21 protein-coding genes and 1 pseudogene are annotated in these 24,254 nt (G+C 55.1%); 4 read left to right on the top strand and 18 right to left on the bottom strand.

Annotated elements, in window-relative coordinates:
* Both ACLQ7H_RS15550 and fabV read left to right on the top strand, forming a co-directional pair.
* A partial coding sequence (locus ACLQ7H_RS15550) for an NAD(P)(+) transhydrogenase (Re/Si-specific) subunit beta (protein WP_411753466.1) occupies positions 1 to 816 on the top strand: 816 nt, incomplete at its 5' end.
* 207 nt (positions 817 to 1,023) lie between these two features.
* Positions 1,024 to 2,217, top strand: coding sequence for an enoyl-ACP reductase FabV (fabV, locus tag ACLQ7H_RS15545; RefSeq protein WP_024486034.1), 1,194 nt, complete (start codon positions 1,024 to 1,026; stop codon positions 2,215 to 2,217).
* A gap of 64 nt (positions 2,218 to 2,281) precedes the next feature.
* Here the strand turns inward: fabV and uspE are convergent, their stop codons facing one another.
* The 5 genes from uspE to dalD all read right to left on the bottom strand — a co-directional run bounded on the left by uspE (position 2,282) and on the right by dalD (position 8,753).
* Complete coding sequence (gene uspE / locus ACLQ7H_RS15540; RefSeq protein WP_411753465.1) at positions 2,282 to 3,244, bottom strand: universal stress protein UspE; 963 nt, start codon at positions 3,242 to 3,244, stop codon at positions 2,282 to 2,284.
* A 125-nt stretch (positions 3,245 to 3,369) separates the two neighbouring features.
* Positions 3,370 to 4,134, bottom strand: coding sequence for an FNR family transcription factor (locus ACLQ7H_RS15535; protein WP_411753464.1), 765 nt, complete (start codon positions 4,132 to 4,134; stop codon positions 3,370 to 3,372).
* Between the two features lie 410 nt (positions 4,135 to 4,544).
* A complete protein-coding gene (locus tag ACLQ7H_RS15530) occupies positions 4,545 to 5,834 on the bottom strand; it encodes an MFS transporter (RefSeq protein ID WP_411753463.1) in 1,290 nt (429 codons plus the stop codon).
* 57 nt (positions 5,835 to 5,891) lie between these two features.
* Positions 5,892 to 7,355 (bottom strand): xylulokinase, encoded by a 1,464-nt coding sequence (gene xylB / locus ACLQ7H_RS15525; protein ID WP_411753462.1) that lies wholly within the window; start codon positions 7,353 to 7,355, stop codon positions 5,892 to 5,894.
* 12 nt (positions 7,356 to 7,367) lie between these two features.
* Positions 7,368 to 8,753, bottom strand: a complete 1,386-nt coding sequence (gene dalD / locus ACLQ7H_RS15520) for a D-arabinitol 4-dehydrogenase (protein ID WP_411753461.1) — start codon at positions 8,751 to 8,753, stop codon at positions 7,368 to 7,370.
* Positions 8,754 to 8,941: 188 nt separating this feature from the next.
* On the opposite strand from dalD, the gene ACLQ7H_RS15515 reads away from it, so the two are divergent.
* Positions 8,942 to 9,889, top strand: coding sequence for a sugar-binding transcriptional regulator (locus ACLQ7H_RS15515; protein ID WP_411753460.1), 948 nt, complete (start codon positions 8,942 to 8,944; stop codon positions 9,887 to 9,889).
* Here the strand turns inward: ACLQ7H_RS15515 and ogt are convergent.
* The 11 genes from ogt to ACLQ7H_RS15460 form a co-directional block, all read right to left on the bottom strand.
* A complete protein-coding gene (gene ogt, locus ACLQ7H_RS15510) occupies positions 9,886 to 10,410 on the bottom strand; it encodes a methylated-DNA--[protein]-cysteine S-methyltransferase (RefSeq protein ID WP_411753459.1) in 525 nt (174 codons plus the stop codon). The genes ACLQ7H_RS15515 and ogt overlap by 4 nt on opposite strands.
* Before the next feature lie 215 nt (positions 10,411 to 10,625).
* Positions 10,626 to 10,937 (bottom strand): hypothetical protein, encoded by a 312-nt coding sequence (locus ACLQ7H_RS15505; RefSeq protein ID WP_411753458.1) that lies wholly within the window; start codon positions 10,935 to 10,937, stop codon positions 10,626 to 10,628.
* A 343-nt stretch (positions 10,938 to 11,280) separates the two neighbouring features.
* Positions 11,281 to 12,135 carry a tagatose bisphosphate family class II aldolase gene (locus ACLQ7H_RS15500; protein ID WP_411753457.1) on the bottom strand — a complete coding sequence of 285 codons (855 nt, stop codon included), beginning with the start codon at positions 12,133 to 12,135 and terminating at the stop codon, positions 11,281 to 11,283.
* A gap of 9 nt (positions 12,136 to 12,144) precedes the next feature.
* Positions 12,145 to 13,308 carry an SIS domain-containing protein gene (locus ACLQ7H_RS15495; protein WP_411753456.1) on the bottom strand — a complete coding sequence of 388 codons (1,164 nt, stop codon included), beginning with the start codon at positions 13,306 to 13,308 and terminating at the stop codon, positions 12,145 to 12,147.
* Positions 13,309 to 13,746: 438 nt separating this feature from the next.
* Positions 13,747 to 14,517, bottom strand: a complete 771-nt coding sequence (agaR, locus tag ACLQ7H_RS15490) for a transcriptional repressor AgaR (protein WP_411753455.1) — start codon at positions 14,515 to 14,517, stop codon at positions 13,747 to 13,749.
* A gap of 332 nt (positions 14,518 to 14,849) precedes the next feature.
* Positions 14,850 to 15,758, bottom strand: coding sequence for an ROK family protein (locus tag ACLQ7H_RS15485; protein ID WP_411753467.1), 909 nt, complete (start codon positions 15,756 to 15,758; stop codon positions 14,850 to 14,852).
* 19 nt (positions 15,759 to 15,777) lie between these two features.
* Positions 15,778 to 17,061, bottom strand: a complete 1,284-nt coding sequence (locus tag ACLQ7H_RS15480) for a Gfo/Idh/MocA family protein (protein ID WP_411753454.1) — start codon at positions 17,059 to 17,061, stop codon at positions 15,778 to 15,780.
* Positions 17,062 to 17,078: 17 nt separating this feature from the next.
* Positions 17,079 to 18,215 carry an ABC transporter ATP-binding protein gene (locus ACLQ7H_RS15475; RefSeq protein WP_411753453.1) on the bottom strand — a complete coding sequence of 379 codons (1,137 nt, stop codon included), beginning with the start codon at positions 18,213 to 18,215 and terminating at the stop codon, positions 17,079 to 17,081.
* 24 nt (positions 18,216 to 18,239) lie between these two features.
* On the bottom strand, positions 18,240 to 19,058 hold the full coding sequence (locus ACLQ7H_RS15470; RefSeq protein WP_411753452.1) for a carbohydrate ABC transporter permease: 819 nt from the start codon (positions 19,056 to 19,058) through the stop codon (positions 18,240 to 18,242).
* Positions 19,059 to 19,068: 10 nt separating this feature from the next.
* Positions 19,069 to 20,010 (bottom strand): carbohydrate ABC transporter permease, encoded by a 942-nt coding sequence (locus tag ACLQ7H_RS15465; protein ID WP_411753451.1) that lies wholly within the window; start codon positions 20,008 to 20,010, stop codon positions 19,069 to 19,071.
* Positions 20,011 to 20,088: 78 nt separating this feature from the next.
* Positions 20,089 to 21,342: an ABC transporter substrate-binding protein gene (locus tag ACLQ7H_RS15460; protein WP_411753450.1), complete on the bottom strand. Its 1,254-nt coding sequence runs from the start codon at positions 21,340 to 21,342 to the stop codon at positions 20,089 to 20,091.
* Between the two features lie 461 nt (positions 21,343 to 21,803).
* Here ACLQ7H_RS15460 and ACLQ7H_RS15455 point away from each other — a divergent pair, with 461 nt between their 5' ends.
* Positions 21,804 to 23,465 carry a DUF4091 domain-containing protein gene (locus ACLQ7H_RS15455; RefSeq protein WP_411753449.1) on the top strand — a complete coding sequence of 554 codons (1,662 nt, stop codon included), beginning with the start codon at positions 21,804 to 21,806 and terminating at the stop codon, positions 23,463 to 23,465.
* A gap of 25 nt (positions 23,466 to 23,490) precedes the next feature.
* On the opposite strand, the pseudogene ACLQ7H_RS15450 reads toward ACLQ7H_RS15455, so the two are convergent.
* Together ACLQ7H_RS15450 and ACLQ7H_RS15445 are read right to left on the bottom strand one after the other, a co-directional pair.
* Positions 23,491 to 23,637, bottom strand: a pseudogene (locus tag ACLQ7H_RS15450) (DDE-type integrase/transposase/recombinase); the annotation flags it as partial.
* A gap of 89 nt (positions 23,638 to 23,726) precedes the next feature.
* On the bottom strand, positions 23,727 to 24,254 hold a 528-nt coding region (locus ACLQ7H_RS15445), incomplete at its 5' end, for a fimbrial protein (protein ID WP_411753448.1).

Raw genomic sequence — 24,254 nt, 5'->3', positions numbered from 1 at the left:
CTGATCATGACCGTGATTGCCCTGGGCTTCGGCTGGCATCTGGTGGCGTCAATCGGTGGGGCAGACATGCCGGTGGTGGTGTCGATGCTGAACTCCTACTCCGGTTGGGCAGCGGCGGCGGCAGGCTTTATGCTGAGCAACGATCTGCTGATCGTGACCGGTGCGCTGGTCGGCTCTTCCGGTGCGATCCTGTCTTACATCATGTGTAAGGCGATGAACCGCTCCTTCACCAGCGTGATTGCCGGGGGTTTTGGTACCGATGGTTCCTCAACCGGCGACGCAGAAGAGATGGGCGAATACCGCGAAACCACGGCGGAAGAAGTGGCCGAACAGTTGCGTAACTCCACCTCGGTGATCATCACCCCAGGTTACGGCATGGCGGTGGCACAGGCGCAGTATCCGGTCGCGGAAATCACCGAGAAGCTGCGCGCGCGCGGCATCAAGGTGCGCTTTGGTATTCACCCGGTAGCGGGCCGTTTACCGGGCCACATGAACGTGCTGCTGGCGGAAGCCCGCGTGCCGTATGATGTGGTGCTGGAAATGGACGAAATCAACGATGACTTCCCGGACACCGATACCGTCTTGGTCATTGGTGCTAACGACACGGTGAACCCGGCGGCGTTGGAAGATCCGCGCAGCCCAATCGCCGGTATGCCGGTGCTGGAAGTGTGGAAAGCGCAAAACGTTATCGCGTTCAAACGCTCGATGAATACCGGCTATGCCGGTGTGCAGAACCCGCTGTTCTTTAAAGAGAACACCCAGATGCTGTTTGGCGATGCCAAAGCCAGCGTGGAAGCGATCCTGCGCGCGTTGTAATCAGTCAGTAGTGAACGTAAAAATGCCAGTCATTAAGATGACTGGCATTTTTTTCGCCACTCCAGTAATGGTCCTGACGGAATTTGTGCTTAAATCAACAAAATTTGCGCAACATTTGTGCAATCTAACACATCAGATCACAATAAAGGGGCACAATGAGTTATCTTATGTCCCGATTTCATCCCTTTAACGGATCCTAGACCCATTATGATTATCAAACCTAAGGTTCGCGGCTTTATCTGCACCACCACTCATCCGGTCGGTTGCGAAGCCAATGTTCGTCGTCAGATTGCCTACACCAAAGCGCAGGGCAAGATTGCCAATGGCCCTAAACGTGTGCTGGTGATCGGTGCATCTACCGGTTATGGTCTGGCTTCCCGTATTGCCACCGCCTTTGGCAGCGACGCTGCCACCATCGGCGTATTCTTCGAGAAAGCGGGCAGCGAAGGCAAAACCGCCACCGCTGGCTGGTACAACTCGGCTGCTTTTGATAAAGCTGCTAAAGAAGCTGGCCTGTACGCGAAAAGCGTCAATGGCGATGCCTTCTCCAACGAATGCCGCGCCAAGGTCATTGAGCTGATCAAAGCCGACCTGGGCCAGATCGATTTAGTGGTTTACTCACTGGCTTCCCCGGTGCGTAAAATGCCAGATACCGGCGAAGTAGTGCGTTCCGCGCTGAAGCCGATCGGTGAGGTTTATACCACTACCGCCATCGACACCAACAAAGACCAAATCATCACCGCTACGGTTGAACCGGCGAGTGAAGAAGAGATCCAGAACACCATCACCGTGATGGGCGGCCAGGATTGGGAACTGTGGATGTCGGCGCTGGAAGAAGCTGGCGTGCTGGCCGAAGGGGCCAAGTCTGTTGCCTACTCCTATATCGGTACCGATCTGACCTGGCCAATTTACTGGCACGGTACGCTGGGCCGCGCTAAAGAAGATTTGGATCGTGCCGCTACCGCCATTCGTGGCGATCTGGCTGCCAAGGGCGGCACCGCTCACGTTGCCGTGCTGAAATCCGTGGTCACCCAGGCTTCTTCTGCCATCCCAGTGATGCCGCTGTATATCTCCATGGCCTTTAAGATCATGAAAGAGAAGGGCATTCACGAAGGTTGCATGGAACAGGTTTCCCGTTTGATGCACACCCGCCTGTACGGCGAAGAGATGCCGCTGGACGATCATGCCCGTATCCGTATGGATGACTGGGAACTGCGTGATGATGTGCAGCAGGCCTGCCGCGATCTGTGGCCGTCAATCACTTCGGAAAACCTGAGTGAACTGACCGACTACACCGGCTACAAGCAGGAATTCCTGCGCCTGTTCGGTTTTGGTCTGGAAGAAGTGGATTATGACGCGGACGTGAATCCAGACGTGCGTTTCGACGTGGTAGAGCTTTAATTCCTACTCCAGCACGTAAAACAGGGCCCAATTGGGCCCTGTTTGTTTTTAACACGCTGAAGCATCAATCCTCATCGTCGTGCTCGTCGTCTTCATCCATGACGATCGGGCAGTCGAAGTCATCCGGTTTGAGCACCAGCAGGTCACATTTCAGATGGTTGATCACCTGTTCCGCGGTATTGCCGATAAATGCGGCAGAAATACCGGTGCGGCCCAAGCTACCTAACACCACCACGCCCGCTTGCAAATGCTCGGCCAAATCCGGGATCACTTCTTCCGGCAGGCCTTTCTCCACGTGGGTGAACTCTTCGTTGATATGGAACTTTTGCCGTAACGCCTTCATGGCGATCAGGTGCTGCCCGCGGATCGCATCGTTATAGATGCTGGGGTCGAAATCGGGCAGTTCGATGGCGATATTGATCGGGGTGACCGGGTAGGCTCCCACCAGGTGTACTTCGGTTTGATTAACGTTCTGCGCCAGTTCGAGCGTCTCTTTCACCAGGCGGATATTGAGTGGGTCATGATAAGGCTCTTCGCTGGACAGGTTGACTGCCACCAGTGCTTTACCACCTTCAGGCCAGGGCTGGTCTTTCACCATCCACACCGGGCAAGGACACTTGCGCAGCAGATGCCAGTCCGTTGGGGTGAAGATCACCGATTCCAGCCGGTCGTGCTGATGGGCCATTTTTAACAGTAAATCGTGGTTGCCGCTCAACACTTCCTGAATGATCGCCTCATAGGGGCGGTTATGCCACACCACTTTGATGTCAATGGGGACACCGTCTTCAAGATAAAAGCGGCATTGCTCATTAATCCACGCCGCCCGTTGGCTGATCACCCCTTGCCGCATCGCCGTTCTTTCGTCTGGGGAAAGCAGGGTGGTCATTTCGTATGAGAAATCATAGATAGGAAGGAAGGCCTTAATCCGCCCGCCGTTTCGCTTGGTCAGGTAAACCGCCCGGCGCAGCGCCGGTTGATCGTCCTGATTGGGGTCAATAGCCACCAGAAGATTCTGATACTTCGCCATAGGGCCTCCTTACAGCTGTAGATCAACAATCTGTTCACATACAGAGTAACCCAACATTGAAAAACAGAACAGTGGCAGAGGAGGTTGGGCCAACAATTTCAGTGAATTATTGGCCCGGTGGCGGTTTAGGCGTTAACGGAGACATTGATGCGGGAGGTGCCAGCCAGTTGTGACAGGGCATCGACGTTTTCGATGGTGATGTATTTGCCTTTCACGCTGAGGATTTCGCTTTTCTGGAAGCGCCCCAACAGGCGGCTGATGGTTTCCACCGTCAGGCCCAGATAGTTACCGATATCGCCACGGGTCATGGTCAAGCGGAACTCACGCGGTGAGAAACCCCGTTCGGCAAAGCGGTGCGACAGGTTATAGACGAAAGCGGCCAGGCGCTCTTCGGCGTTTTTCTTCGACAGCAGCAGGATCATATCCTGGTCGCCTTTGATCTCACCGCTCATCAGACGCATGATTTGCTGGCGCAGATTAGGCATTTTGCCAGAGAGATCGTCTAAGGTTTCAAACGGGATCTCACAGACCATGGAGGTTTCCAGCGCTTGCGCGAAGCTTGGGTGCTTCAGGCCACCAATGGCATCAAAGCCCACCAGATCGCCCGCCAGATGGAAGCCGGTGATTTGTTCGTCACCCTGTTCGGTGATGGTGTAGCTTTTGATGGTCCCGGAGCGGATGGCGTACAGTGATTTCAGTTCGTCACCGGCTTTAAACAGCGTCTGACCTTTCTGGATCGGCTTTTTCCTCTCGATGATATTGTCGAGTTGGTCCAGCTCATGCGTATTCAGCGTAAAAGGAATACACAATTGGCTGATGCTACAGTCTTGGCAATGGATCGCACAACCACCTGACTGGATACGACGAATCACGCGTTTTTCCGGGATCATAGATTAAGCTCACGCAATAATTGATATGAGTCAATTTTAACATCTTTTACGGCAGGTGATAAGTACACCAAGAACAAGAACGGCGACATTTTGTGTGATATTTAAACAGGTCTGTTGCCCATCATTCTGTAGCATGCTGATGTTTAGAGATTTATCGACTTCGGAAAAGCCAAGCTGATGTTGACTAAAGCCATATAAAAAACGAATAAGTCCCGCAGAAATAGTCGGCTTTTGCGATAAGTCTTAGTTTTTACAGGGGCATCGGCGGGCGGATAGCCTTCATCCGTGATGATCACGCAGGTTAATGAGTAAATATTTCAACACAAATTTGTGCGGCGAATAGGCTCGGCAGTTATGACGGTAAAGGGCCGGTGAGAACGGGCGCACATGTGCAGCGCCCGCTTGTAAAATCAGGCGCTATTTTTTACCAAACCGTCGTTGGCCGGGACATAGTGCGGAACGTTGTTATGCCCTGGCTGGTCAACCTTGACGATCAGCGTCAACACCGCCGCCACCAGATACAAACCGGTATACACCCACACCACGCCTTCGATATCAAAGAACGGCAGCACTATTGAGGCGATAGCCGGGGCCGCAAAGTTGCTCAGGCCCGCGGAAAGGTTATAGATAGAAATTGCTGCGCCCTTATGGTTAGGCTCCAGCACCGGGAACACGGCGGTCATCGGAACAAAGGCCGCCACGGTGATCCCAAGCATCACAGCAGGCACCAGCGCGATCCAGAAGTTATGGCCAAAATGCACCGGCAGGTAATAAAACGCCAGGCTGGAGATGGCACAACCGATGCAGCCAAACCAGCGCACCTGGCGCAGCCAACCGATTTTCTCCCCCAGAATGCCCCACATAATGTTGGTGAAGATGGTGACAAAGAAGAACACCGCCCAAATTTGTAACCATTCGGACATGCTAAAGCCCAGCCGGCCTACATACAGCATTGGCATAATCACCGCAAAGCCAAACAGCGACAGCGTGTTGATGATGCGGATCAGGCAGGAGAGGAAGATATTGCGGTTGGTGAAAAGGATCGTCACCGCGCGGGAAAGTTCCTTGAGTTTCTCCTGCGGTGACAAATCGGCCTTGGCGCTGGCCTCACCCACATTGCGCAGTAGGAACATCGCCATCACGCCACCGGCAGCCACCCAGGCAATGGCAAACCATAGGGTGCCGGTTTCGCCCATCAACGGAATGGTAAAGCTGGGCAGATAGCTACCGATACAGCCGATGCCGATCGAGTACATCGCCCAGAACCAGCCCATCGCGGAAGAGAGCTGCTGTTTAGGGACGTTCTGCACCACCAACATCACAAACGAATAGATAAACAGCGGATAGGCCAGGCCACGAATGCCGTAAAACAGCAACATCAGCGGGTAGTTACGCATCCCCAGGCCAAACAGCATAAACAGCACGTGCATCACCAGCCACAGGATAAAGCCGATGCGCATCGCCTTTTGTGGCGTGATAATTTCGGCCACTACGCCGGAGCTCCAGGCTGCCAGCGCCGCTGCCAAGCCATACACGGTAAACACCAGCGCCGACTGTGCCGGAGTGAACCCCATATCGGTGATGTGTTTGGACAGAAAAGCCATCTCAAAGCCGTCGCCGCTCATGAAAATGGCGATGGCGATGTAGCCCCAGAATAGGTTCATCGGCAGGCCGAACCAGTGTTTATGTGTTTGTGGCATAACAAACTCCATGATAGGTGTAAGGGTACAGTCTTATTATTTTTTACTGCGCTGGGATCATGCCCGGCGCAGGGCCAATTGTTGTTGATAGAGCTGGCGGTAGGTGACCAGGCGTTCAGCGAGCAGAGGTTGGCGTTCTCCGTCTGGCAGGAAGCGTCGTTCGATGGCGGGTTTGTGGCAAACCTGGTCCACCGTTCCGCCCGCCGCCAGCCATCCCAAGCGCGCCGCGCCTAAAGCGCCACCGGCTTCGCCGCCAAGATGGGTGACCACCGACAGGTTTAGCACGTCAGCCATCAGCTGCGCCCAATGTTCACTGCGAGCGCCTCCGCCGATCAGTGAGCACTGCTCCAGCCGGGTTCCCGCTTGCGAAAGCACGTCCAGGCCGTCTGCCATGCCGAATGCCACGCCTTCCAGCACCGCATAGCCCATCGCCGCACGCTGATGGCTATGAGTCAGGCCGTGGAACGCACCGGTCGCCAGCGGATCGTTGTGCGGCGTCCGTTCGCCGGACAGGTAGGGCAGAAAGAGCGGTGCCAGGCGCTGTTCCGCCAGGTTCATCTGGGCGATTTCGGCCAGCAACGTGGGTTCATTGCTGCCCACCAGTTGACAGAACCAGCGCAGAGCACTGGCGGCGGTCAGCATTACGCTCATCTGATGCCAACGCTCAGGCAAGGCATGGCAAAACGCATGGACGGCGGATTGCGGGTTGGGGCGGAAGCGATCGTTAACGGCAAACAGCACGCCGGAAGTCCCCAGAGAGATAAACGCATCGCCTGGATTAACCGCGCCAATACCCACTGCACTGGCTGCGTTATCTCCGCCACCACCGGCGATGATAATGTTGTCAGCAAGGCCCCAGGAGCGGGCTAGATCGCCTTTCAGTTGCCCGGAGACTTCGCTGCCTTCAACCAGACGTGGCATCTGGTCGCGGTTGAGGCCGCAGGCGGTGAGCAAGGAATCTGACCAGTCCCGTTTGCCTACATCGAGCCATAGCGTGCCTGCCGCGTCGGACATATCGGAAACCTTGTCGCCACTCATCATCCAGCGCAGGAAGTCCTTGGGCAGCAGCACGGTGGCGATTTGCGCGAAGATCTCCGGTTCATGCCTGGCGACCCACAGCAACTTGGGTGCAGTAAATCCTGGCATAGCCAGGTTACCGGCAATGTCATGCAACTGCGGCGCGTTCTGCGTCAATTGTTTGCATTGCTCGGCGCTGCGGGTGTCATTCCATAAAATCGCCGGGCGCAACACCTGATTATCACGGTTGAGCAGCACCGCACCGTGCATTTGACCGGAAAGCCCCAGCGAGCGGATCTGCGGCCACTGTTGCGGGATTTTAGCGCGCAAACGGCTTACCACCGCCTGGGTTGCCCGCCACCAATCGGCCGGATCCTGCTCTGCCCAGTGCGGGTGTGGGCGTTGTACTTCCAACGGTTCACCGGCGCTGGCGATCAGGGTACCGTTGTCATCAATCACCACGGCTTTGATTTCTGAGGTGCCTAAATCGAGTCCTAGATACATGGTTCGCTCCCGTTACTGCGCCAGCCAATGGTTAACCCGATCGATGGAGTGGCGCAGCAGTTGGCTAAAGGCACTGCTGTGTGCCAAGGTGCTGAACAATTTCTCATCTGAGGCAAACACCGCTACCGGATCGGCTGCTTCGAACATCTGGTGGACTGCGGCGGCGTCCAGAATGCCGTCCTGGTATTCATAAGGCAGTTGGCCTTGGTGCCAGCGCTGCATAAAGACAAAGAACAGGGCGGGCAGCATGGCCGTGGCTTGCGGGTCCTGGCCGCGCTGATAACACTCTTGCAGCGTTGGGGTGATGAAACCGGGGATTTTGGAAAAACCGTCGGCAGCGACGCGCTGATTGGTATCGCGAATGTAGGGGTTGCTAAAGCGTTCCAGAACCACGTCACGGTAAGCGGCCAGATCGAGCGGGCTAGGCGTCAGGGAGGGGATCACGTCCTGGGTCACATAGTCGTAAGCCAACTGGTGGATGGCCGGGGTACCGGTGCTTTCATGAATAAAGCTTTGGCCAATCAGCGTGCCGGCCCAGGCAATGCAGCTATGGCTGGCGTTGAGGATGCGGATTTTGGCTTCTTCATAGGGCAGCACCGAGTCGACCATCTCGACGCCGACGTTTTCCAACGCTGGCCGCCCATTGATGAAATCATCTTCGATCACCCATTGGATAAAGGCTTCGCCCATCACTGGCGCACGGTCCTGGAAGCCGGTGGCCTCGGCAACGCGCTCGGCAACTTCCGGTGCGGGACGTGGCGTGATGCGGTCAACCATAGTGTTGGGGCAGCGGGTGTGGCTATCGATCCAGGCAATCAACTCCGGCTCTTTACGCAGTTGCAGGAACTGCATCAGCCCGTGGCGGAAGCGTTCACCGTTATGGCGCAGGTTGTCGCAGTTCAATAACGTGACAGGGTCACCATTAAGCTGCTTTCTGCGCGCCAGCAGTTGCGCCATGGTGCCGTAAATGGTGCGGCAGGCGCCCAGCAGATCGGCCTGAATATCGGCGTTAGTGCGATCCAGATTGAACTGGTTATCCAGATAATAACCCCCTTCGGTGACGGTGAAGGAGATGACGCGGGTTTCTGGTTTAGCTCCCTGCGCGGTCAACGCGGCCAGTTCGTTATCCCAGGGAATGACCTTGCTGATGGAGGTGATGGTTTCATACTGGCGTACGCCCTGTGGGGTGACGGTCTCCAGCACGTACTTGCCTTGCTGCTCAGCCAGCGTATCCAGTAACGGCGTGGCGTCATCGCGGATGTTGGCTAGCGCAATCGACCAGCGGCTATCGCCAGCGGCAATCAGCCGATGCAGATACCAGGCCTGATGAGCGCGATGGAAAGATCCGGCACCGATATGTAGCCAAATGGCCTGGGAAGAGTTCACTGGTTTGCTCATAACGTTCTCCACTAAAGGTTATCTTAGGGCATCGGCCCTTATATTGGGCATTTGCTCTGTTAATGGCGATAGATTAAATAAACTTTTGCCCTTTAAATGGGCTTTAGCTCACAAATGTGCAAAACGACCTCTCCGGCCAGCAGGAATGCCGGTAAAATGGGGCTATCAGGAGTAGCGGGTGGAACAACATGGTCAAACACGATAAGAAGCTGGATCAGGCGGCGCGCGCCGCCTGGATGTATTACGTGGCCGGACAGACTCAGAATGAAATTGCCGAGGCGTTGGGCGTATCGCGCCAGGTTGCGCAAAGGCTGGTAGCATTGGCGATCGACAGCGGTCTGATCAACGTCAACATTTCCCACCCGGTAGGGCGCTGCATGGAGTTATCGTCCCGCCTTTGTGAACGCTATGGTTTAACGCTGTGCCAGGTGGTGCCTAGCCAGGGAATGGAGAGTGCCGGGATAAACCGCGCGGTGGCGGTAGCCGGGGCTGAAGTGATGGCGCAGTTTTTGCGCAGTGAACAGCCACTGAACATTGGCGTTGGCTCAGGCCGCAGCCTGAAGGCGGCGATTGATGAGCTGCCGGAATTGGAGCGGCCACAGCATAGCTGCGTCTCGCTGATCGGTGCGATCGCCGCCGACGGATCCTGCACCCGCTATGACGTACCGCTGTGGATGGCGGAGAAAACCCAGGGCCGCTACTTTATCCTGCCTGCACCGCTGTTTGCCGACAGCGAACAGGATCGCGCCCTATGGTGCAACCACCGCATTTACCGCACGGTGAACGATAAGGCCAGCCAGGCCGATGTGACCTTTATCGGCATTGGCACTATCGAATATCACTGCCCACTACACAAGGATGGATTTATCACCGCAGAAGATGTTGATCGCCTATGCGAATCTAACGCGGTGGCAGAAATGCTGGGCCATTTTATCGATCCGCAAGGCCAACGGGTGGCCAGCGAACTCGATCGGCGGCTAACCAGCGTTAATCTGCACCAACGGCCGGAAAAACCGGTGATTGCGCTGGCAGGTGGCGCGGAAAAACATCAGGCCATTCGTGCTGCCTTGCTAGGCCGCTGGATCAACGGCCTGGTGACGGATGAGGAAAGTGCGTTGGCGCTGCTGGCCGATTAAATCAGATCCTGGGGCAGAAAACCTTCATGTTTCAGCAGCCATTGCTTGCGCTGCACCCCTCCGGCATAACCGGTCAGCGCGCCCTGTGAGCCGATCACTCGGTGGCAGGGAACCACGATACTGATCGGGTTGGTGCCGTTAGCCATGCCAACTGCGCGTGATGCGGTTGGCCTGCCAATGCGCTTGGCCAATTCCCCATAGGTGATGATCTCCCCACAAGGGATTTGCCGCAGTTGCTGCCAGACGGTGCGCTGGAACTCGGTGCCCGCTGTCATTACCGGCACCGTGTCGATCGCTGCCAACTCGCCAGCAAAATAGCGCTGCATTACTTCCGTCAGGCCGCTTGGGTTGGCTTGCTCGTGGATGACGAAGGGAGAGGCACGATAATGGCTGTTGAGCAGTTTCATCAGGCGAGCCTCGTGATCGGTCCAGTCCAGCGCGCGCATCCGTCCTTGCTCATCCCCGATCAACACCAGTTCACCGACCGGCGTCGGCATACGATCAATAAAAAAGGTCTGCATGTTGTTCACTCCTTGCGTTTGATAGGGTGATTATTACATGAAAGAGCCGGATGTGATGGCGGATTTCGGACATGTTGATGAGGCGGGGTGAGAGGAAAAAACAGGGTACACCCAAGTAGGTATACCCCGTGAGGCGAAACGCTAAATAATGTTTATAAAACCACAAGGTTATTCTCAATGGCTAATGGTATGACAATAAATTTCGCCGATTAGGATTAATTGTAAATTAACGTAATCCGTTGTAGAGAAGGGTCATTAAACACCGATTCACGAATGGGTTTGCCCATTAATTCTGAATCCATATTATCCAATGGCATTTGGATAAACTCATTAGTGTTGAAGGCGGTTTCACGATAGCAACTGGATATATATTGACCGTCATTGCGCGCAATTTCGCAGGTTGGGGCGCTGATTTTGCCGGAAAACTGGATGCCACCTGTGATGGGAGTATGGCTAACTGGTTGTTTTGAATGGGCTGAAAGGGGTAGTGCTGCCAGTATGGCTAAAGCCGTAATAATAGATTTCATAAGCTATTCCTATTAGCATAATAGTAAAACCATCCATTAACATAAAAGTCGATTATTGTCTAAAAAATAAACTTCTATTGCCGGGCGATTTAATTTCTAACGTTACTATACTGTATTGAGTAAATAACAATAACAGCAATCGTTCGTTAATTGAATTTAATACTAGAGATGGCCAGGCAGTAAAACCATGATTTAGATCATAGTGGGGGGGATTTGGGGGTAATGTGAGAATCATTACTTTTTAATGCTGCTTATAATAACGGGTGTGACTTTAAATAGCGAGATTAATGTTAAGGCCGCATATTCATCGTTATTCTGCGGCCCTTGATCTTATACTTTAGAGTTACAGCATACCTGCGCTGCCACAGATACGGATCTTTTCTGCTACCACCTCTTTCATCGCCAATTTGCCCGGCACGATGTATTTACGCGGATCGTTGGCCTGCGGATGTTGGGAGAAATAGCTCTTCACCGCATCGGCAAAGGCGATTTTGAGTTCGGTAGCCACGTTCACCTTACACACCCCCAGCGAGATGGCTCGCTTGACCATCGCTTCCGGGATGCCAGAGGCGCCGTGCAACACCAACGGGATCTCCAACTGTTCGCGGATCAGCGCCAGACGGTCAAAATCCAGCTTAGGCTCCCCGTGGTACAGCCCATGAGCTGAACCGATGGCGACGGCGAGGGAGTCGATCCCGGTAGCCGCGACAAACTCGCGGGCGGCTTTGGGATCGGTATAAAAACCGTCTGCGGCATCGACAATCAGATCGTCTTCCTGGCCACCCAGGCGGCCTAGCTCCGCTTCTACGCTAGCCCCATAGCGATGGCATAACGCGACGGCCTGCGCAACCAGCGCGATGTTCTGCTCAAAAGGCAGGTGTGAGCCATCGATCATCACCGAGCGGATCCCGGCTCTGACCTTGGTGGCGATATCCTCGAGTTCTTCGTGATGGTCCAGATGCAGCGCCAGCGGTAGGTCATAGCGCTGGGCTGCCGAGCGGCAGATCCCCACCAGATAGTCGGTCCCCGCATAGCTGAAGGTGCCCGGCGTCCCGGCCATGATCACTGGGGATTGCAGTTCGGCGGCGGTTTCTGCCACCACCTGCACCGTTTCAAGATTGTGTACATTGAACGCCGGTACGGCATAGCCCTGTCTTTGTGCTTTCAACAACATTTCGCGGTTGGATATCAGATACATAGCGGCTCCTTACAGCTCGGTAGCAGAGTAGGGATAAATGGTGACGCCTTTTACCACGCGGTTGACTTCCCCGGTTGGGCAAGGGTTATCCGGCGTCAGGCCGCGCGCCAGCGAGGTTTCAAACGCCAGCATTTGAGCGAATAGCAGATAAGGGAATAACAGCCAGATATCGTCGTCGGCATGATGCAAATCCGACTGGCCCGCTTTCTCCGTGGGGGAGTTGCCAAGGCCAACCATCCGCTTGGCCAAGGCATCACGCTGGAGTTCGTCCCACAAATCCTGCTCGTATCGCTGGGTATAGCGGCTACAGGACTGCATTAACAGCACCAGAGTCTGCGGATCGACCATGAATTTAGGGCCGTGACGCAGACCCAGCGGCGAGTCGTAGCGGGTGACGATCTGCCCGGCGGTCAGTTCCAGCATTTTCAGCGAGGCTTCCTCCGCCAGACCGGTGAAACAGCTACTGCCGAGGACGATGTAACGATTAAAGCCGCTGCTGGCCAGGGCTTTCACTTGGGATTGCAGCGTTTCACGCAGTTCTCTACAGCGCTCGATCATTTGCGCCAGTGGTTGCTTGGCGGCGTCCAGGGAATAGGGGCCTAACAGTAGCGCGGTGCTCAGCATCATGCAGCTGAAGCTGGAGGTCATGGCAAAGCTCTGGTCGTTTGAACCCTGTGGCATCACCAGGGCACAGACGTTGTTACGGCCGTGCGCGTAGTTGGCCAACTGGCTGTCCGGGTTGCACACCAACATCAGGTGATAGCATTGGGGGAGCAGTTGATCTGCCAGCGCTACCGAGGCTACGCTTTCCGGGCTGTTGCCGGAACGGGCGAAAGACACCAACAGCGTCGGGCGTGATGGGTCGAGAAATTGCAGCGGGTTAGCGACGATATCGGTGGTGCCATAGGCCGCCACATCCCGGCCGGTTTTTTCCCTCAGCCATGGGGCCAAGGCCCGGCCGGCAAAGGCTGAACTGCCAGCGCCGCACAGCACAATCTGCAGGCGTGGGTTTTGCAGCAGCGGCGTCAGGAAAGCGGAGCATTGCTCCTGTTGGGCGACCAACTGCTGGTGCAAGGCAGCCCAGAGGTCCGGCTGCTGCCAAATCTCACGGGCGGTGTGCAGCGCATGATGTTGCTCCAGCCAGTCCGCATCGTAAGAAAAATAACCTGTCATGATGGTAACTCCTTAAAAAATAAAACGGTTAATACGCTATAAATACCTATGGATGCTGATGGTCCGGTGTTGTTGCTGCCCCTCACCCTAACCCTCTCCCACAGGGAGAGGGGATCGAACCGTGCCACCGACCCACTCCTGCGCTCGCCACTAATTAGCTTCTGTACTTGGCTATTACGCCGTACTCACTCCTTTTATTCTGGAGTCGCTCTGCACCTGATAGTGGCTGCGTACCAGCCCCCTTTCCCACAGGGAGAGGGGATCGAACCGTGCCACCGACCCACTCCTGCGCTCGCCACTAATTAGCTTCTGTACCTGGCTATTACACCGTACTCACTCCTTTTATTCTGGAGTCGCTCTGCACCTGATAGCGGCTCCGTACCAGCCCCCTCTCCCTGAGGGAGTGGGTTGGGGGGAGGGGGCGATCACGGATGTCATTTAGTGGTCGGCAATAATCACCGCGACCCCCAGATTTTGCAGTGCATGCAGGTAGTTGGCCGGAATGCGGCTGTCGGTAACCAATCGGTGGATCTGGCCAATCTCGCGGATCATGCAGAAACTGCTGCGGCCAAACTTGCTGGCGTCAACCACCGCAATCACTTCGCGGGCCACTTCACACATCGCGCGGTTGAGCTGTGCCTCACCGGGATCTGGCGTGGTGATGCCACCCACCAAATCAAAGCCATCAACGCCGAGGAAAAATTTATCAAAGCGATATTGGCGAATGTGCTGCTCGGCGGCGGGGCCATACAGCGACCAAGACTTGCGCCGTACGCTGCCGCCGACCACCATCAAATCCACCTGCTCGTTGCTGGCCAATTCGAAGGCGATATTCAAGGCATTGGTCATCACCACCAGGTCTTTCTTGCCGGCCAACTGGGTGGCCATCTGGCTAGTGGTGGAGCCAGAATCGAGAATGATCGCATCACCGTCGTTCACTAACGCGGCGGCGGCGCAGGCAATGGCGAATTTCACATCGCGGTTGATGCGCCCCTTGTCCTGGAGCGGGCGATCGAAGGCGAATTGCTTGTTGAGCATTGCGCCGCCGTAAGCCCGTACCGCACAGCCACTTTTTTCAAGATGGCGCAGATCGCTGCGAATGGTGACGGTAGAGACGGCAAACTGGCTGCTTAATTGTTCCACGCGCACCGTGCCTTCACGACACAACTGGTCGATAATTAATTCCCGCCGTTTAACGGTATTGATCATGAATAGCTGACTCCTGATTTACCCGTAGCAAACCCCGGCCGTGGCATAGGGGCCACAGCAACCGTTACAGGCGTATTTTCAGTCTTTCGTTGCAAATTACAGCAAACGAAACCGCGCAACGCAATCAAAAAATTTAAATATAATCTTATATTTCAACCGGTTATTTCCATCCTGTCTTTCGGTTGGTAATAAACTGAAAGCATCATGAAAGTAGACTGAAAACCGGTAATGCCTTATTTATCCGGCTAATATCCTCTTGGCCGTGCCGATTAATTCCGCCGTGGATGAAAGCCACCCAAGATGATTCATGCGGGTGAGCTTTCCTTAATTTTTTATTGCCAGCTTTGGCGCAACAGTGCCGCACCGCGTACGCCGCTGCTGTCGCCATACACCGGGGGATAAACCATCGCCGGTTCTGTCCCCGGCAACAACCAGCGGCTCATGGCGGTAGGCAACCGCACATAGAGTTCGCTCACGTTTGAAAGCCCGCCCCCTAACACGAAAGCGTCCACATCCAGCAGCAGTTGCAGGTTGGCCAACGCGCTGGCCAAGATATCGATGTAGATCCCCATCAGGTGCTGCGCTAACGGATCGCCCTGACGGTAACTGGCGATCAGCGCCGGAACGTTGGCCGCGCTATGGCCAAAGTGCTGGCTCAGGGCCAACAGGCCGCTACCGGAGACATACCGCTCAAAGCAACCGGTTAGGCCGCAATTGCAGACAAACAGCGGCAAATCGTAACGCTGCGCCAGTTGGGCCGAGATAGGCGTATGCCCCCATTCGCCAGCCAGCCCATTGCGGCCCCTGTGTAGCCGTTTGTTCATCACCAGACCACCGCCAGCGCCGGTACCGATGATGGCACCAAACACCACTTCCAACCGTTCGGTCTGGGGCGTGCTGGCTTCTGAAAGTGCAAAGCAGCGGCAATCGTTTTCAATCTCCACCGGTCGCGATAGCTCCTGAGTGAGATCGTCTGCCAGACAGTGGCCGGTCAGGCAGGGCACGTTTACCGCCAACTGCTTGCGGCTGCGCGGATCGGTGATCCCAGGCAAACCAATGCCGATGCTGCCTTGGGTGTGCAGGCTGCGATCGGCCTGGCTGACCAGTTGCGCGATGCAGGCGAGAAACTCGCGGTAGTCGCCAGTTGGCGTGCTGACGCGCTGGCACAGCACCTGATTCAACTGGGCGTCATAGGCGGCCATTTCGATTTTGGTGCCGCCAATATCAAAACCGTAACGCATAGCATGAGTAGCCACGGCTTTACTCCTCGCCCAAGGTGATGACGGTGTTTTCCCGGCGGGCGCGTTCGGCGGCAAAGACCATCAGGTGGCTCTGCAACGTTTCCTGCGGGCCAGACAGCACCTGCGAAGGATCGTTGGCACGTACGGCGGCGATAAAGTGCTGCGTCAGATAATAATCGCCGCCGCCGTGGCCAGACATGGTGTGCAGGTCTTCGGCTTCGTCCACGTCATACAGCGTTTCGCTGTCGTCAAGGAATGAGGTGATGCGGATATAGCGGCCATCGCCCTCCAGGCATCCCTGACTGCCAAAAATGCGCGTTTTGCGATCTTCCATTTTGGTAAAGGCGGTCATGGTAAAGGCGGCGGTGCGGCCACCGCTAAACTGCATATTCACCACCTGATGATCCACTACGTTGTTATCACAGCGGTAGACACAGCGACCATAAGGGCCGTTTCGCAGCGCGGCGACCAGATGTTCCTGATCGACTTCTGGCGTCAGCACCCGCAGGAAGCCCGGCGTTGCCTTGTGATTATCGCCAAGGTAGATGCGTTTGGCCGAATAGGGGCATTCGGCCTCAACGCCGCAGTCCAGGCAGTTATCCGCTGCGCCTTGAGGCTGGTTTTCCTGGCGGAAGTGGCGTAATCCACCGAATGAGCTGACCTGCTCGCAAGGCGTATCCATCACGTAACGGATCCAGTCAATATCGTGACAGGATTTTTGCAGCAGCATAAAGGCTGCCTGCTGGTCGTTGCGCCAGTTGCCACGCACGAAAGAATGGGCCTGATGCCAATAGCCCACCGGCTCCAGATGTTGCAGGCTAACGATGTCGCCAATGACCTTATCGCGCAGCAGTTGCTTGAGTTTCTGGGTATAGCGGGTATAGCGCAGCACGTGCCCGACGGAGAAGATGATCCCCTGGCGCTCCACTTCTTCCACGATGGTGCGGCACTCACTCGCGTCCGGTGACAGCGGTTTTTCCAGCAGCATGTGATAACCCTGTTTGGCGAAGGCCAGGGCCGGTGCCAGATGCAGGGTGTCCTGGGTACAAATCATCACCGCATCGGCCAGCTTGCCCGCTGCTACGGCCTGCTGCCAGTCGGTAAACACGTTTTCGGGGGAAATGCTGTGCTGGGCCACAAACTGCTGGCGATAGGTATCGCGCGGTTCAGCGACCGCCACCACCCGCATCAATTCTGGATGGGCGAGCGCATAGCGAGAGTAAATCTCCCCACGAGCACCGGCACCAATCACCAACACGCGTACCGGACGGCCAGTAAAGTTATTAGGTTGAGCTGACGACATTGCAAAGTACTCCCAAATTATCCCAGTGACTGGGTAGAGTTATTATTCAGGTTGTCACCACTGGCCTGATCGAACAGGTGGGCGCGGGCCAAATCAAACGTCAAATGGATCTGTTCGCCGATGCTCGGTTCCCAGTCTGGCTGAGACGCAATCCGCAGCACGAAGCGTAATCCGGCCAGTTCACAGTGCAGCAACTCTTCGTTGCCCATGCGTTCAATGGTGGCGATACGGGCCGGGAAACAGTTTTGGGTACCGGCAGCGCACAGGCGCAACGCTTCAGGGCGAATGCCCAGGCAAACGCGCTGGTACGGATAGTGTTCCAACTGTTTTTCCAGCGCTGGCGGCAGAGTCAGTAGATGGTGGTCGTCGATACGCAGCTGTGTTCCCTGAGCATTACGCAGCAGGTCCAGATCGTGCAGATTCATCGACGGGCTGCCGATAAACTCGGCGACAAAGCGGTTGGCGGGGTGGTGATACAGGTTGATCGGCTTGTCCACCTGCATGATGGTGCCCCGATTCATCACGCAGATGCGGTCGCCCATGGTCATTGCCTCGACCTGATCGTGCGTCACATACACCATGGTGGCGGCAGCGCCTTCCTGTTTGAGTCGGTTGTGCAGTTCGATGAGCTGCACGCGCATGGAAACGCGCAGTTTGGCATCCAGGTTGGAGAGCGGCTCGTCGAAGAGAAACACCTTGGGTTTACGCACGATGGCACGCCCAACCGCCACGCGCTGGCACTGGCCGCCGGAGAGCTGGCCGGGTTTGCGATGCAACAGATTGGTGATTTCCAGCTTCTCGGCGGCATCCTGCACCCGCCGGTCGATCTCGGCCTTGCTCTCTTTACCAATCAGCCCAAAGGCCATGTTCTTGTAGACGGTCATATGCGGGTAGAGCGCATAGTTCTGAAACACCATGGCGATGCCGCGATCTTTGGGCATGGTGTCGTTAACGCAGCGGTCGTGGATCATGATTTGGCCTTCGCTGACGCTTTCCAGCCCGGCGATCATGCGCAGCAGGGTGGATTTGGCACAGCCGGACGGGCCGACAAACACCATAAATTCACCGTCCTTGATATCCAGATCCACGCCATGCAACGCTCGGAAACCGTTGGGATAGACCTTTTTCACACTGTTTAATTGAATACCGGCCATGTCTGTTTACCTTATTGTTCGCGGTTAGCCTTTAACGCCAGCACTGGCGATGCCCTGGATGAAATAACGTTGGAAAAGAATGAACAGCATCAGCATCGGGATCACCGCCATCAAGGCACCGGCCATCAGTAGCGGATATTCCACTCCGGCACGGCTGGACAGCGAAGCCAGCCCCACCGGCAGCGTCAATTTCTCGGTCGTGGTATTGACGATCAGTGGCCACATCAGGTTATTCCAGCTCCACAAACCGTTAATGATGATGCAGGCGATGATGCCGGGGCGGATCAGCGGCAGCATGATGCGCCAGAAGATGGCGAAGTAGCTGTAACCGTCGATCAGCGCTGCTTCTTCCATCTCCTTAGGTACCGCCAGGAAGAACTGCCGCAGCAGGAAGGTGGCGTAGATGCTGAAGATCCCCGGCAGCACCAGGCCGGTAATGCTGTTGACCAGCCCCATTTTCTGCACCATCAGGAACTGCGGGATCAGAAACGCCTGGCCGGGCACCATCAGGATCGAGATGCACACCAGGAACACCGCATCACGGCCACGAAAGTGCAGGCGAGAGAAGCCATAGGCGGCCATGGTGGCGATCACCATTTGCAGCGTCACCGTGGAGAAGGTGGCCAGCAGCGAGTTGATATAAAAATCCGCGAAAGGGATCTCGCGCATGATCTTGCCGTAGGCCTGCAAGCTGGGGTTTTCTGGCAGCAGGGTCAGCGGGATCTGGATGCTTTCGGCCTGGGTCTTCAGTGAGCTCACCAGCATCCAGATAAAGGGCACCACCGAGCCCAGCGCCGCCAGCGTCATAAACAGATAGACCAGGACTCGTTTGCTTATCGTCATCAATGGCTCCTCAGCTCACTCTCAGGCGTTTGCCGATCGCCATCTGCACCAGTGTGATCACCAGCGTCACGGCGAACAGCACCACGGTAATGGCAGAGGCGTAACCTTTCTCTTGCAGATAGAAGGCGTATTTGTAGAACAGGTTGGTGATGGTCATCACGTCACCCTCCACCAGGGCGCGGTCGAACATCAGGAACACCACGTCGAAGATTTGCAGGATCTCGATAAAGCTCATCACCGACACAAAGAACAGCGTCGGCACCATCATCGGCAGCGTGATAAAGAAGAAGCGGCGCAGGGTGCTGATACCGTCGATATCGGCGGCTTCATATAGCTGGCGGGGGATGCTTTGCAAACCGGCGAGCAGGATGATGATTTTCAGCGCCAGCGACGACCAGATAATGATGATGGACACGCTGATGCGCACCACGTCCGGATCGGAAAGCCAGGCGACCGGCGCAATGTGCAGCAGGTTTAGCCCTTGGTTAATCAGGCCAAAATCCTTGTTGAACAGCCACTGCCACACCATCGCCACTGCGGCGGGCATGGTCACCGCCGGTAAAAACAGCAGGGTGCGCAACAGCGCTTTGCCGCGAATGTTCTGGTTCAGCCCAATCGCCAGCAGCAACGACAGCAGCAAGATCACCGGCACGCACACCACCACATAAAACAGGGTGTTGAAGGCGGCGGTATAGAAGTCATCGTCCTCAAACAGGTTGATGTAGTTGTCAAAGCTGAGGGTCGTCCAGCTCATAAACTGGTTGAGGTCGGTAAAGCTGTAAAAAATGTTCTGTAAAAACGGGATGAAGTAAAACACCGTCAGGCCGATCACCAGCGGCAGGATCATCACCCAGCCCCAGAAGCGTTCGGCTTGCTCCAGGCGGCTTAATGTGGCACGAGGTTTGCTCTTTGCCTGTTCTATGTTGGCCGTAGCCGTTTCTGCCAGCGACATGTCGCCATTCCTCACCTTTGACTGCTCAGTGTTTCCGCTACGGCCCGCCTTCGGGTAGGCAGACCGCTGCGGGGGGAATTACTGCTCCATGATGCGTTCGATCTTCTTGATCGATTTATCCATTTCCGTACGGGCATCCGCGCCCATAAAGATTTTCTTCAGGCTGCCGATCCACATGTTTTGCCATTTCGGCGTGTTGGTGCCTGCGGTTGGATAAGCCTCGGTCACTTCCAGCGTTTGGATGTACGGGCTGACGTCAACCTTTTTAACTTCCTCCGCCCAGGCTTTGGCCGCGACCTTGTTGGCCGGGATCACGACCTTCGCCAGGGTGGCCTGCGAGGCTTCGCTGCTCATAAACTCGATGTACTTCCAGGCTTCCTGTTTGTGGTTGCTCTTGGCGGACATGGCATAGGCCAGGCTGTGGGCCACGCCAGACTGGCGCTCGATCTTCGGCATCATCACCACGCCGATATGGTCGTTGATCAGCGGATTGTTGGCGAACGGAGCGGCCAGCCAGGAACCGGCATACACCATGGCGGCGCGGTTGGACTGGAAGATGTTCTCGGTCTTCACTTCACTCATCTGCTGGGCGGTCGGCATCAGGCCGTCTTTCATCATCCCTTGTAGCTGCTGGTAGACCCAGATGGCGTTGTCGTTGGCGATATCGGTCGGTTGGCCATCTTTTGGCACGATATGATTGCCTTTCTGGAACAACAGGTTCATATAGCTGTCCTGGCCGTCGATGCTGAGATCCATGACCAGCGGGAAGGCGCTGCCCTTCAGGCCGGTTTGCAATTCGGCGGCCTTTTGCTTCATGTCATCCCAGGTCCAGTCGCTGGTGGGATAGCTGACGCCGGCCTGGTCGAACAGTTTTTTGTTGTACCACACGGCGATGGAGTCGACGTCGCGCGGGATGGCCATCTGCTGGCCGTCGTATTGATAAGCCTTAACGGAGCTGGCGACGATATTATCCAGATTGACCGTGCCGTCTTTTAAATAATCGCCCAGCGGTTGCATAATGCCGTTTTTGGCATATTGCACAAAATAGGGCATGTTAATCCAGAATATATCCGGCGCGACACCACCGGCGGCGGCGGAATCTAATTTAACAAAGTATTGTGCAGCGGGGGTTAATTCTATTTCGACTTTGATATTCGGGTTGGCCTGTTCAAATCGTTTAGCAATCTCCTGTTCGGCAGGTAATTGGTTTCGATCCCAAACCGCATAGCGTAATGTTATCTGATCGGCGGCATATAACATGGTCGGCAACAATAAAGCGGCTGCAACAGCGGAATGCAACAGAAAACGTCCGGCGTTTTTTCTAGGTGACATTGCTTTACCCTCGGTGTCGGCGAGTACATTTTTGGTGAACGTGATTTCTTTCTATCCCTTAACTTTCAATGTGTCAATGCAGCCATTTTGCCCAAAAATGGGGCGAGGATCTTTCACTATTGTTAACAACGAAAGGTCAAAGCCACCAATCGAAAGCCTGGGTTGTTGATGAATTGTTAATGTCGAAGGGTGAAAATCCGCCGCCGGGCGGCAGTTATGGCTTGCTGGGGTCATAGGATTAACTGATAACCCTTGCACCATAATGGGGATTAAAAACGTTTTTATTGTGCAGGCCGCGGCATCTTTCATTTTTGTGATGCAAATAAACAAAAAAATTATTTTTTTGCCGGGCGAGGGGGCGTTTGCTGGCTTTTTTCGTTGGCCTATATTGCTTGCGGTGAAAAAACGCGCTAGCCTGAAATTAATTCAATCCCACAGTAAAATAACACAGGGCAGCTATTATGCGTCTCACGCTACTATTTACCCATTGCCTGGAGAAGATATTTCATCGCCAAGCCGCACCGCAGGTAGAACAGCAAAACCAATTCAGCTGCCTGAATAATGAAACCCTCTCATGGCAAGGCGTGTATTGTCTGTACCGCGCGGATAATGAAACCCGCAGGGAATTACGTTATCAACTTGAGGGGGAATTGGCCGATGATATCAGCGTGCGCCATGTGCAGTCGGTGCCCAGCCATTTTCCCTGTTATGCCGAGGCCGATGAGAACTATCTGACAACCGAGCCAGGTCTATTTCCCGACCCACTAATGCCCATTCAGGATCGGCGTTTTTTTGCTGCCTGCCGTTATTACGCTAGCCTGTGGCTGACCTTTACGCCGCCAGCGCAGGGGGGTGCAGGTGGCGATTATCCGCTAACGCTGCGGCTGTTTGATCAAGAGACGGGGGAAGAGTTGGCCGCAGCCAGTATGACGCTGCATGTGGTACCCGCCGCCTTGCCAAAGCAGAGGTTGCTGCATACCGAATGGTTACATACCGACTGTTTGGCGGACTATTATCAGATTGCGGTGTTCAGCCCGCAATACTGGCAGGCAGTGCGCAACTGGGTGCGTAACGCGGTGGCAAATGGCGTGAATATGCTGCTAACGCCAATCTTTACGCCGCCGTTGGATACCGCCATCGGCGGCGAACGCACCACCGTGCAGTTGGTTGGGGTAAAACGCACCGTTGCAGGTTACCAATTTGATTTTGAACGATTGGCGCAGTGGGTCGCGCTGGCGCAGGAGGAGGGGATTGAACACTTTGAAATTACCCACCTGTTTACCCAATGGGGCGCAGCGCATGCGCCAAAAATTAGGGTTGAGGTCGCGGGGGATATGCAGCCGCTATTTGGTTGGCATACCGATGCCCACGGCAGCGAATATCAGCAGTTCCTACAGGCATTGATGCCAGCGTTGACCGGCTGGTTCCGGGCACGGGGTCTGCAACGGCAGGTGTGGTTCCACATTTCGGATGAACCTAAACTGGAAAATATCGCCGCCTACCAACGTGCCAGCGATTCACTGCGGCCGTTGCTGGATGGGTTCCGTACCTTCGATGCACTTTCCGACTTTGACTTCTATCAGCGAGGGTTGGTGGAAACCCCGGTGGTGGCGACCGATCACATCGAGCCGTTCCTCAAGCATCAAACCCCGCAGCTGTGGGCCTATTACTGCTGCGTGCAAAGAACCGAGGTGGCCAACCGCTTCTTTGCTCAGCCTTCGGCCCGCAACCGCATTCTGGGCATTCAGCTTTATCTGTATAACATCAGCGGTTTCCTTCACTGGGGCTACAACTTCTATAACAGCAGCCATTCCCGGGAGAAACTGAATCCCTATGCGGTGACCGACAGCGGCAACGCCTTCCCCTCTGGCGATCCCTTTGTGGTTTATCCCGGGCCGGATTTCATGCCGATAGAATCGCTGCGTTTGCGAGTGTTCCATCAAGGGTTGCAGGATCTGCGGGCGTTGCAGCTGTTGGAGAGCCTGACCGATCGCGCCACGGTGGAGCAGTTGATCGATAAAGAGCTGGGGATGCGCATTACCTTCAAACGTTACCCGCACCAGGCTTCTGCCTTACTGCGGCTGCGAGAACAAGTCAACGCCCGTATTGAGGCGGCTCTGTAACGACAAACGTCACCGGCTCAATACGGGCGTTGAGCGCGGTCAGAGCCGCCGTATTGGCACCACTGTTATCAATGGTCATTATCTCAGGTTCATCCTGGTGTCTAATGGTCTTGCGCAAGAAGCGTAATGCAGCTGCAGCATCCCGTTTGGCAGTCAGCAGGAAGTCGATGGTCTAGCCTGCAGACAACATGTTACCTGACGACGCCTTAATGCGACACAACCTTAGAATATCTATAGCCCTAACCCAATGCCCATCTGCGACTAATAATAATTGATTAGAAACACGGCTTTGCCGCCGGCCTTTCCCGGTGTCACCATGGTGTCTGTCTGGATATAACGAGCCGCCAGAGGGATTCGGATGGTACTAGTGCCATCTTTCGGTAGCTGAAATACCTGCTCATTAGCAAAATTAACTAACGTAGGGTTACTACTGGTACTTCCCCATCCAAGTTGGATCCCTATCCCTGACGCCGCATTGGCGGCAGCGGTATCTATCGCCATAATGCCGTTAGCGGAATTAATGACCGATGTTAAAGGAGTAAGTCGAACGCCCATATTGTTATTTTTTGACGCAGGCGTTCTCGGTAAGCCTTGATATTCATATAATGTCACGTAATTCGATGCGTCATAGTACCCGTGAAAAGTAGGGCAGTCAGTCAGAATGATCGACGCATCAACCCACGGGGTCGTGGAGCCGGAACCGGTAAAATATTCCCGCGTCTCATAACTCCCCATATCAACATTCACATCCGTCGTTTTACAAGTCTGTGACGAGATATTCAATACCCC

The sequence above is a fragment of the Serratia sp. (in: enterobacteria) genome, from assembly GCF_046715635.1.
Lineage (GTDB): Bacteria > Pseudomonadota > Gammaproteobacteria > Enterobacterales > Enterobacteriaceae > Chania.
The sequence above is the reverse complement of the archived record's forward strand: the minus strand, read 5'-3'. Positions and strand labels throughout refer to the sequence as shown.

What these genes read in the sequence shown, in the direction of transcription:
- fabV (WP_024486034.1), top strand. Translation starts at nt 1,024, where the DNA reads ATGATTATCAAACCTAAGGTTCGCGGCTTTATCTGCACCACCACTCAT.
- uspE (WP_411753465.1), bottom strand. Translation starts at nt 3,244, where the DNA reads ATGGCGAAGTATCAGAATCTTCTGGTGGCTATTGACCCCAATCAGGAC.
- ACLQ7H_RS15535 (WP_411753464.1), bottom strand. Translation starts at nt 4,134, where the DNA reads ATGATCCCGGAAAAACGCGTGATTCGTCGTATCCAGTCAGGTGGTTGT.
- ACLQ7H_RS15530 (WP_411753463.1), bottom strand. Translation starts at nt 5,834, where the DNA reads ATGCCACAAACACATAAACACTGGTTCGGCCTGCCGATGAACCTATTC.
- xylB (WP_411753462.1), bottom strand. Translation starts at nt 7,355, where the DNA reads ATGTATCTAGGACTCGATTTAGGCACCTCAGAAATCAAAGCCGTGGTG.
- dalD (WP_411753461.1), bottom strand. Translation starts at nt 8,753, where the DNA reads ATGAGCAAACCAGTGAACTCTTCCCAGGCCATTTGGCTACATATCGGT.
- ACLQ7H_RS15515 (WP_411753460.1), top strand. Translation starts at nt 8,942, where the DNA reads ATGGTCAAACACGATAAGAAGCTGGATCAGGCGGCGCGCGCCGCCTGG.
- ogt (WP_411753459.1), bottom strand. Translation starts at nt 10,410, where the DNA reads ATGCAGACCTTTTTTATTGATCGTATGCCGACGCCGGTCGGTGAACTG.
- ACLQ7H_RS15505 (WP_411753458.1), bottom strand. Translation starts at nt 10,937, where the DNA reads ATGAAATCTATTATTACGGCTTTAGCCATACTGGCAGCACTACCCCTT.
- ACLQ7H_RS15500 (WP_411753457.1), bottom strand. Translation starts at nt 12,135, where the DNA reads ATGTATCTGATATCCAACCGCGAAATGTTGTTGAAAGCACAAAGACAG.
- ACLQ7H_RS15495 (WP_411753456.1), bottom strand. Translation starts at nt 13,308, where the DNA reads ATGACAGGTTATTTTTCTTACGATGCGGACTGGCTGGAGCAACATCAT.
- agaR (WP_411753455.1), bottom strand. Translation starts at nt 14,517, where the DNA reads ATGATCAATACCGTTAAACGGCGGGAATTAATTATCGACCAGTTGTGT.
- ACLQ7H_RS15485 (WP_411753467.1), bottom strand. Translation starts at nt 15,758, where the DNA reads ATGCGTTACGGTTTTGATATTGGCGGCACCAAAATCGAAATGGCCGCC.
- ACLQ7H_RS15480 (WP_411753454.1), bottom strand. Translation starts at nt 17,061, where the DNA reads ATGTCGTCAGCTCAACCTAATAACTTTACTGGCCGTCCGGTACGCGTG.
- ACLQ7H_RS15475 (WP_411753453.1), bottom strand. Translation starts at nt 18,215, where the DNA reads ATGGCCGGTATTCAATTAAACAGTGTGAAAAAGGTCTATCCCAACGGT.
- ACLQ7H_RS15470 (WP_411753452.1), bottom strand. Translation starts at nt 19,058, where the DNA reads ATGACGATAAGCAAACGAGTCCTGGTCTATCTGTTTATGACGCTGGCG.
- ACLQ7H_RS15465 (WP_411753451.1), bottom strand. Translation starts at nt 20,010, where the DNA reads ATGTCGCTGGCAGAAACGGCTACGGCCAACATAGAACAGGCAAAGAGC.
- ACLQ7H_RS15460 (WP_411753450.1), bottom strand. Translation starts at nt 21,342, where the DNA reads ATGTCACCTAGAAAAAACGCCGGACGTTTTCTGTTGCATTCCGCTGTT.
- ACLQ7H_RS15455 (WP_411753449.1), top strand. Translation starts at nt 21,804, where the DNA reads ATGCGTCTCACGCTACTATTTACCCATTGCCTGGAGAAGATATTTCAT.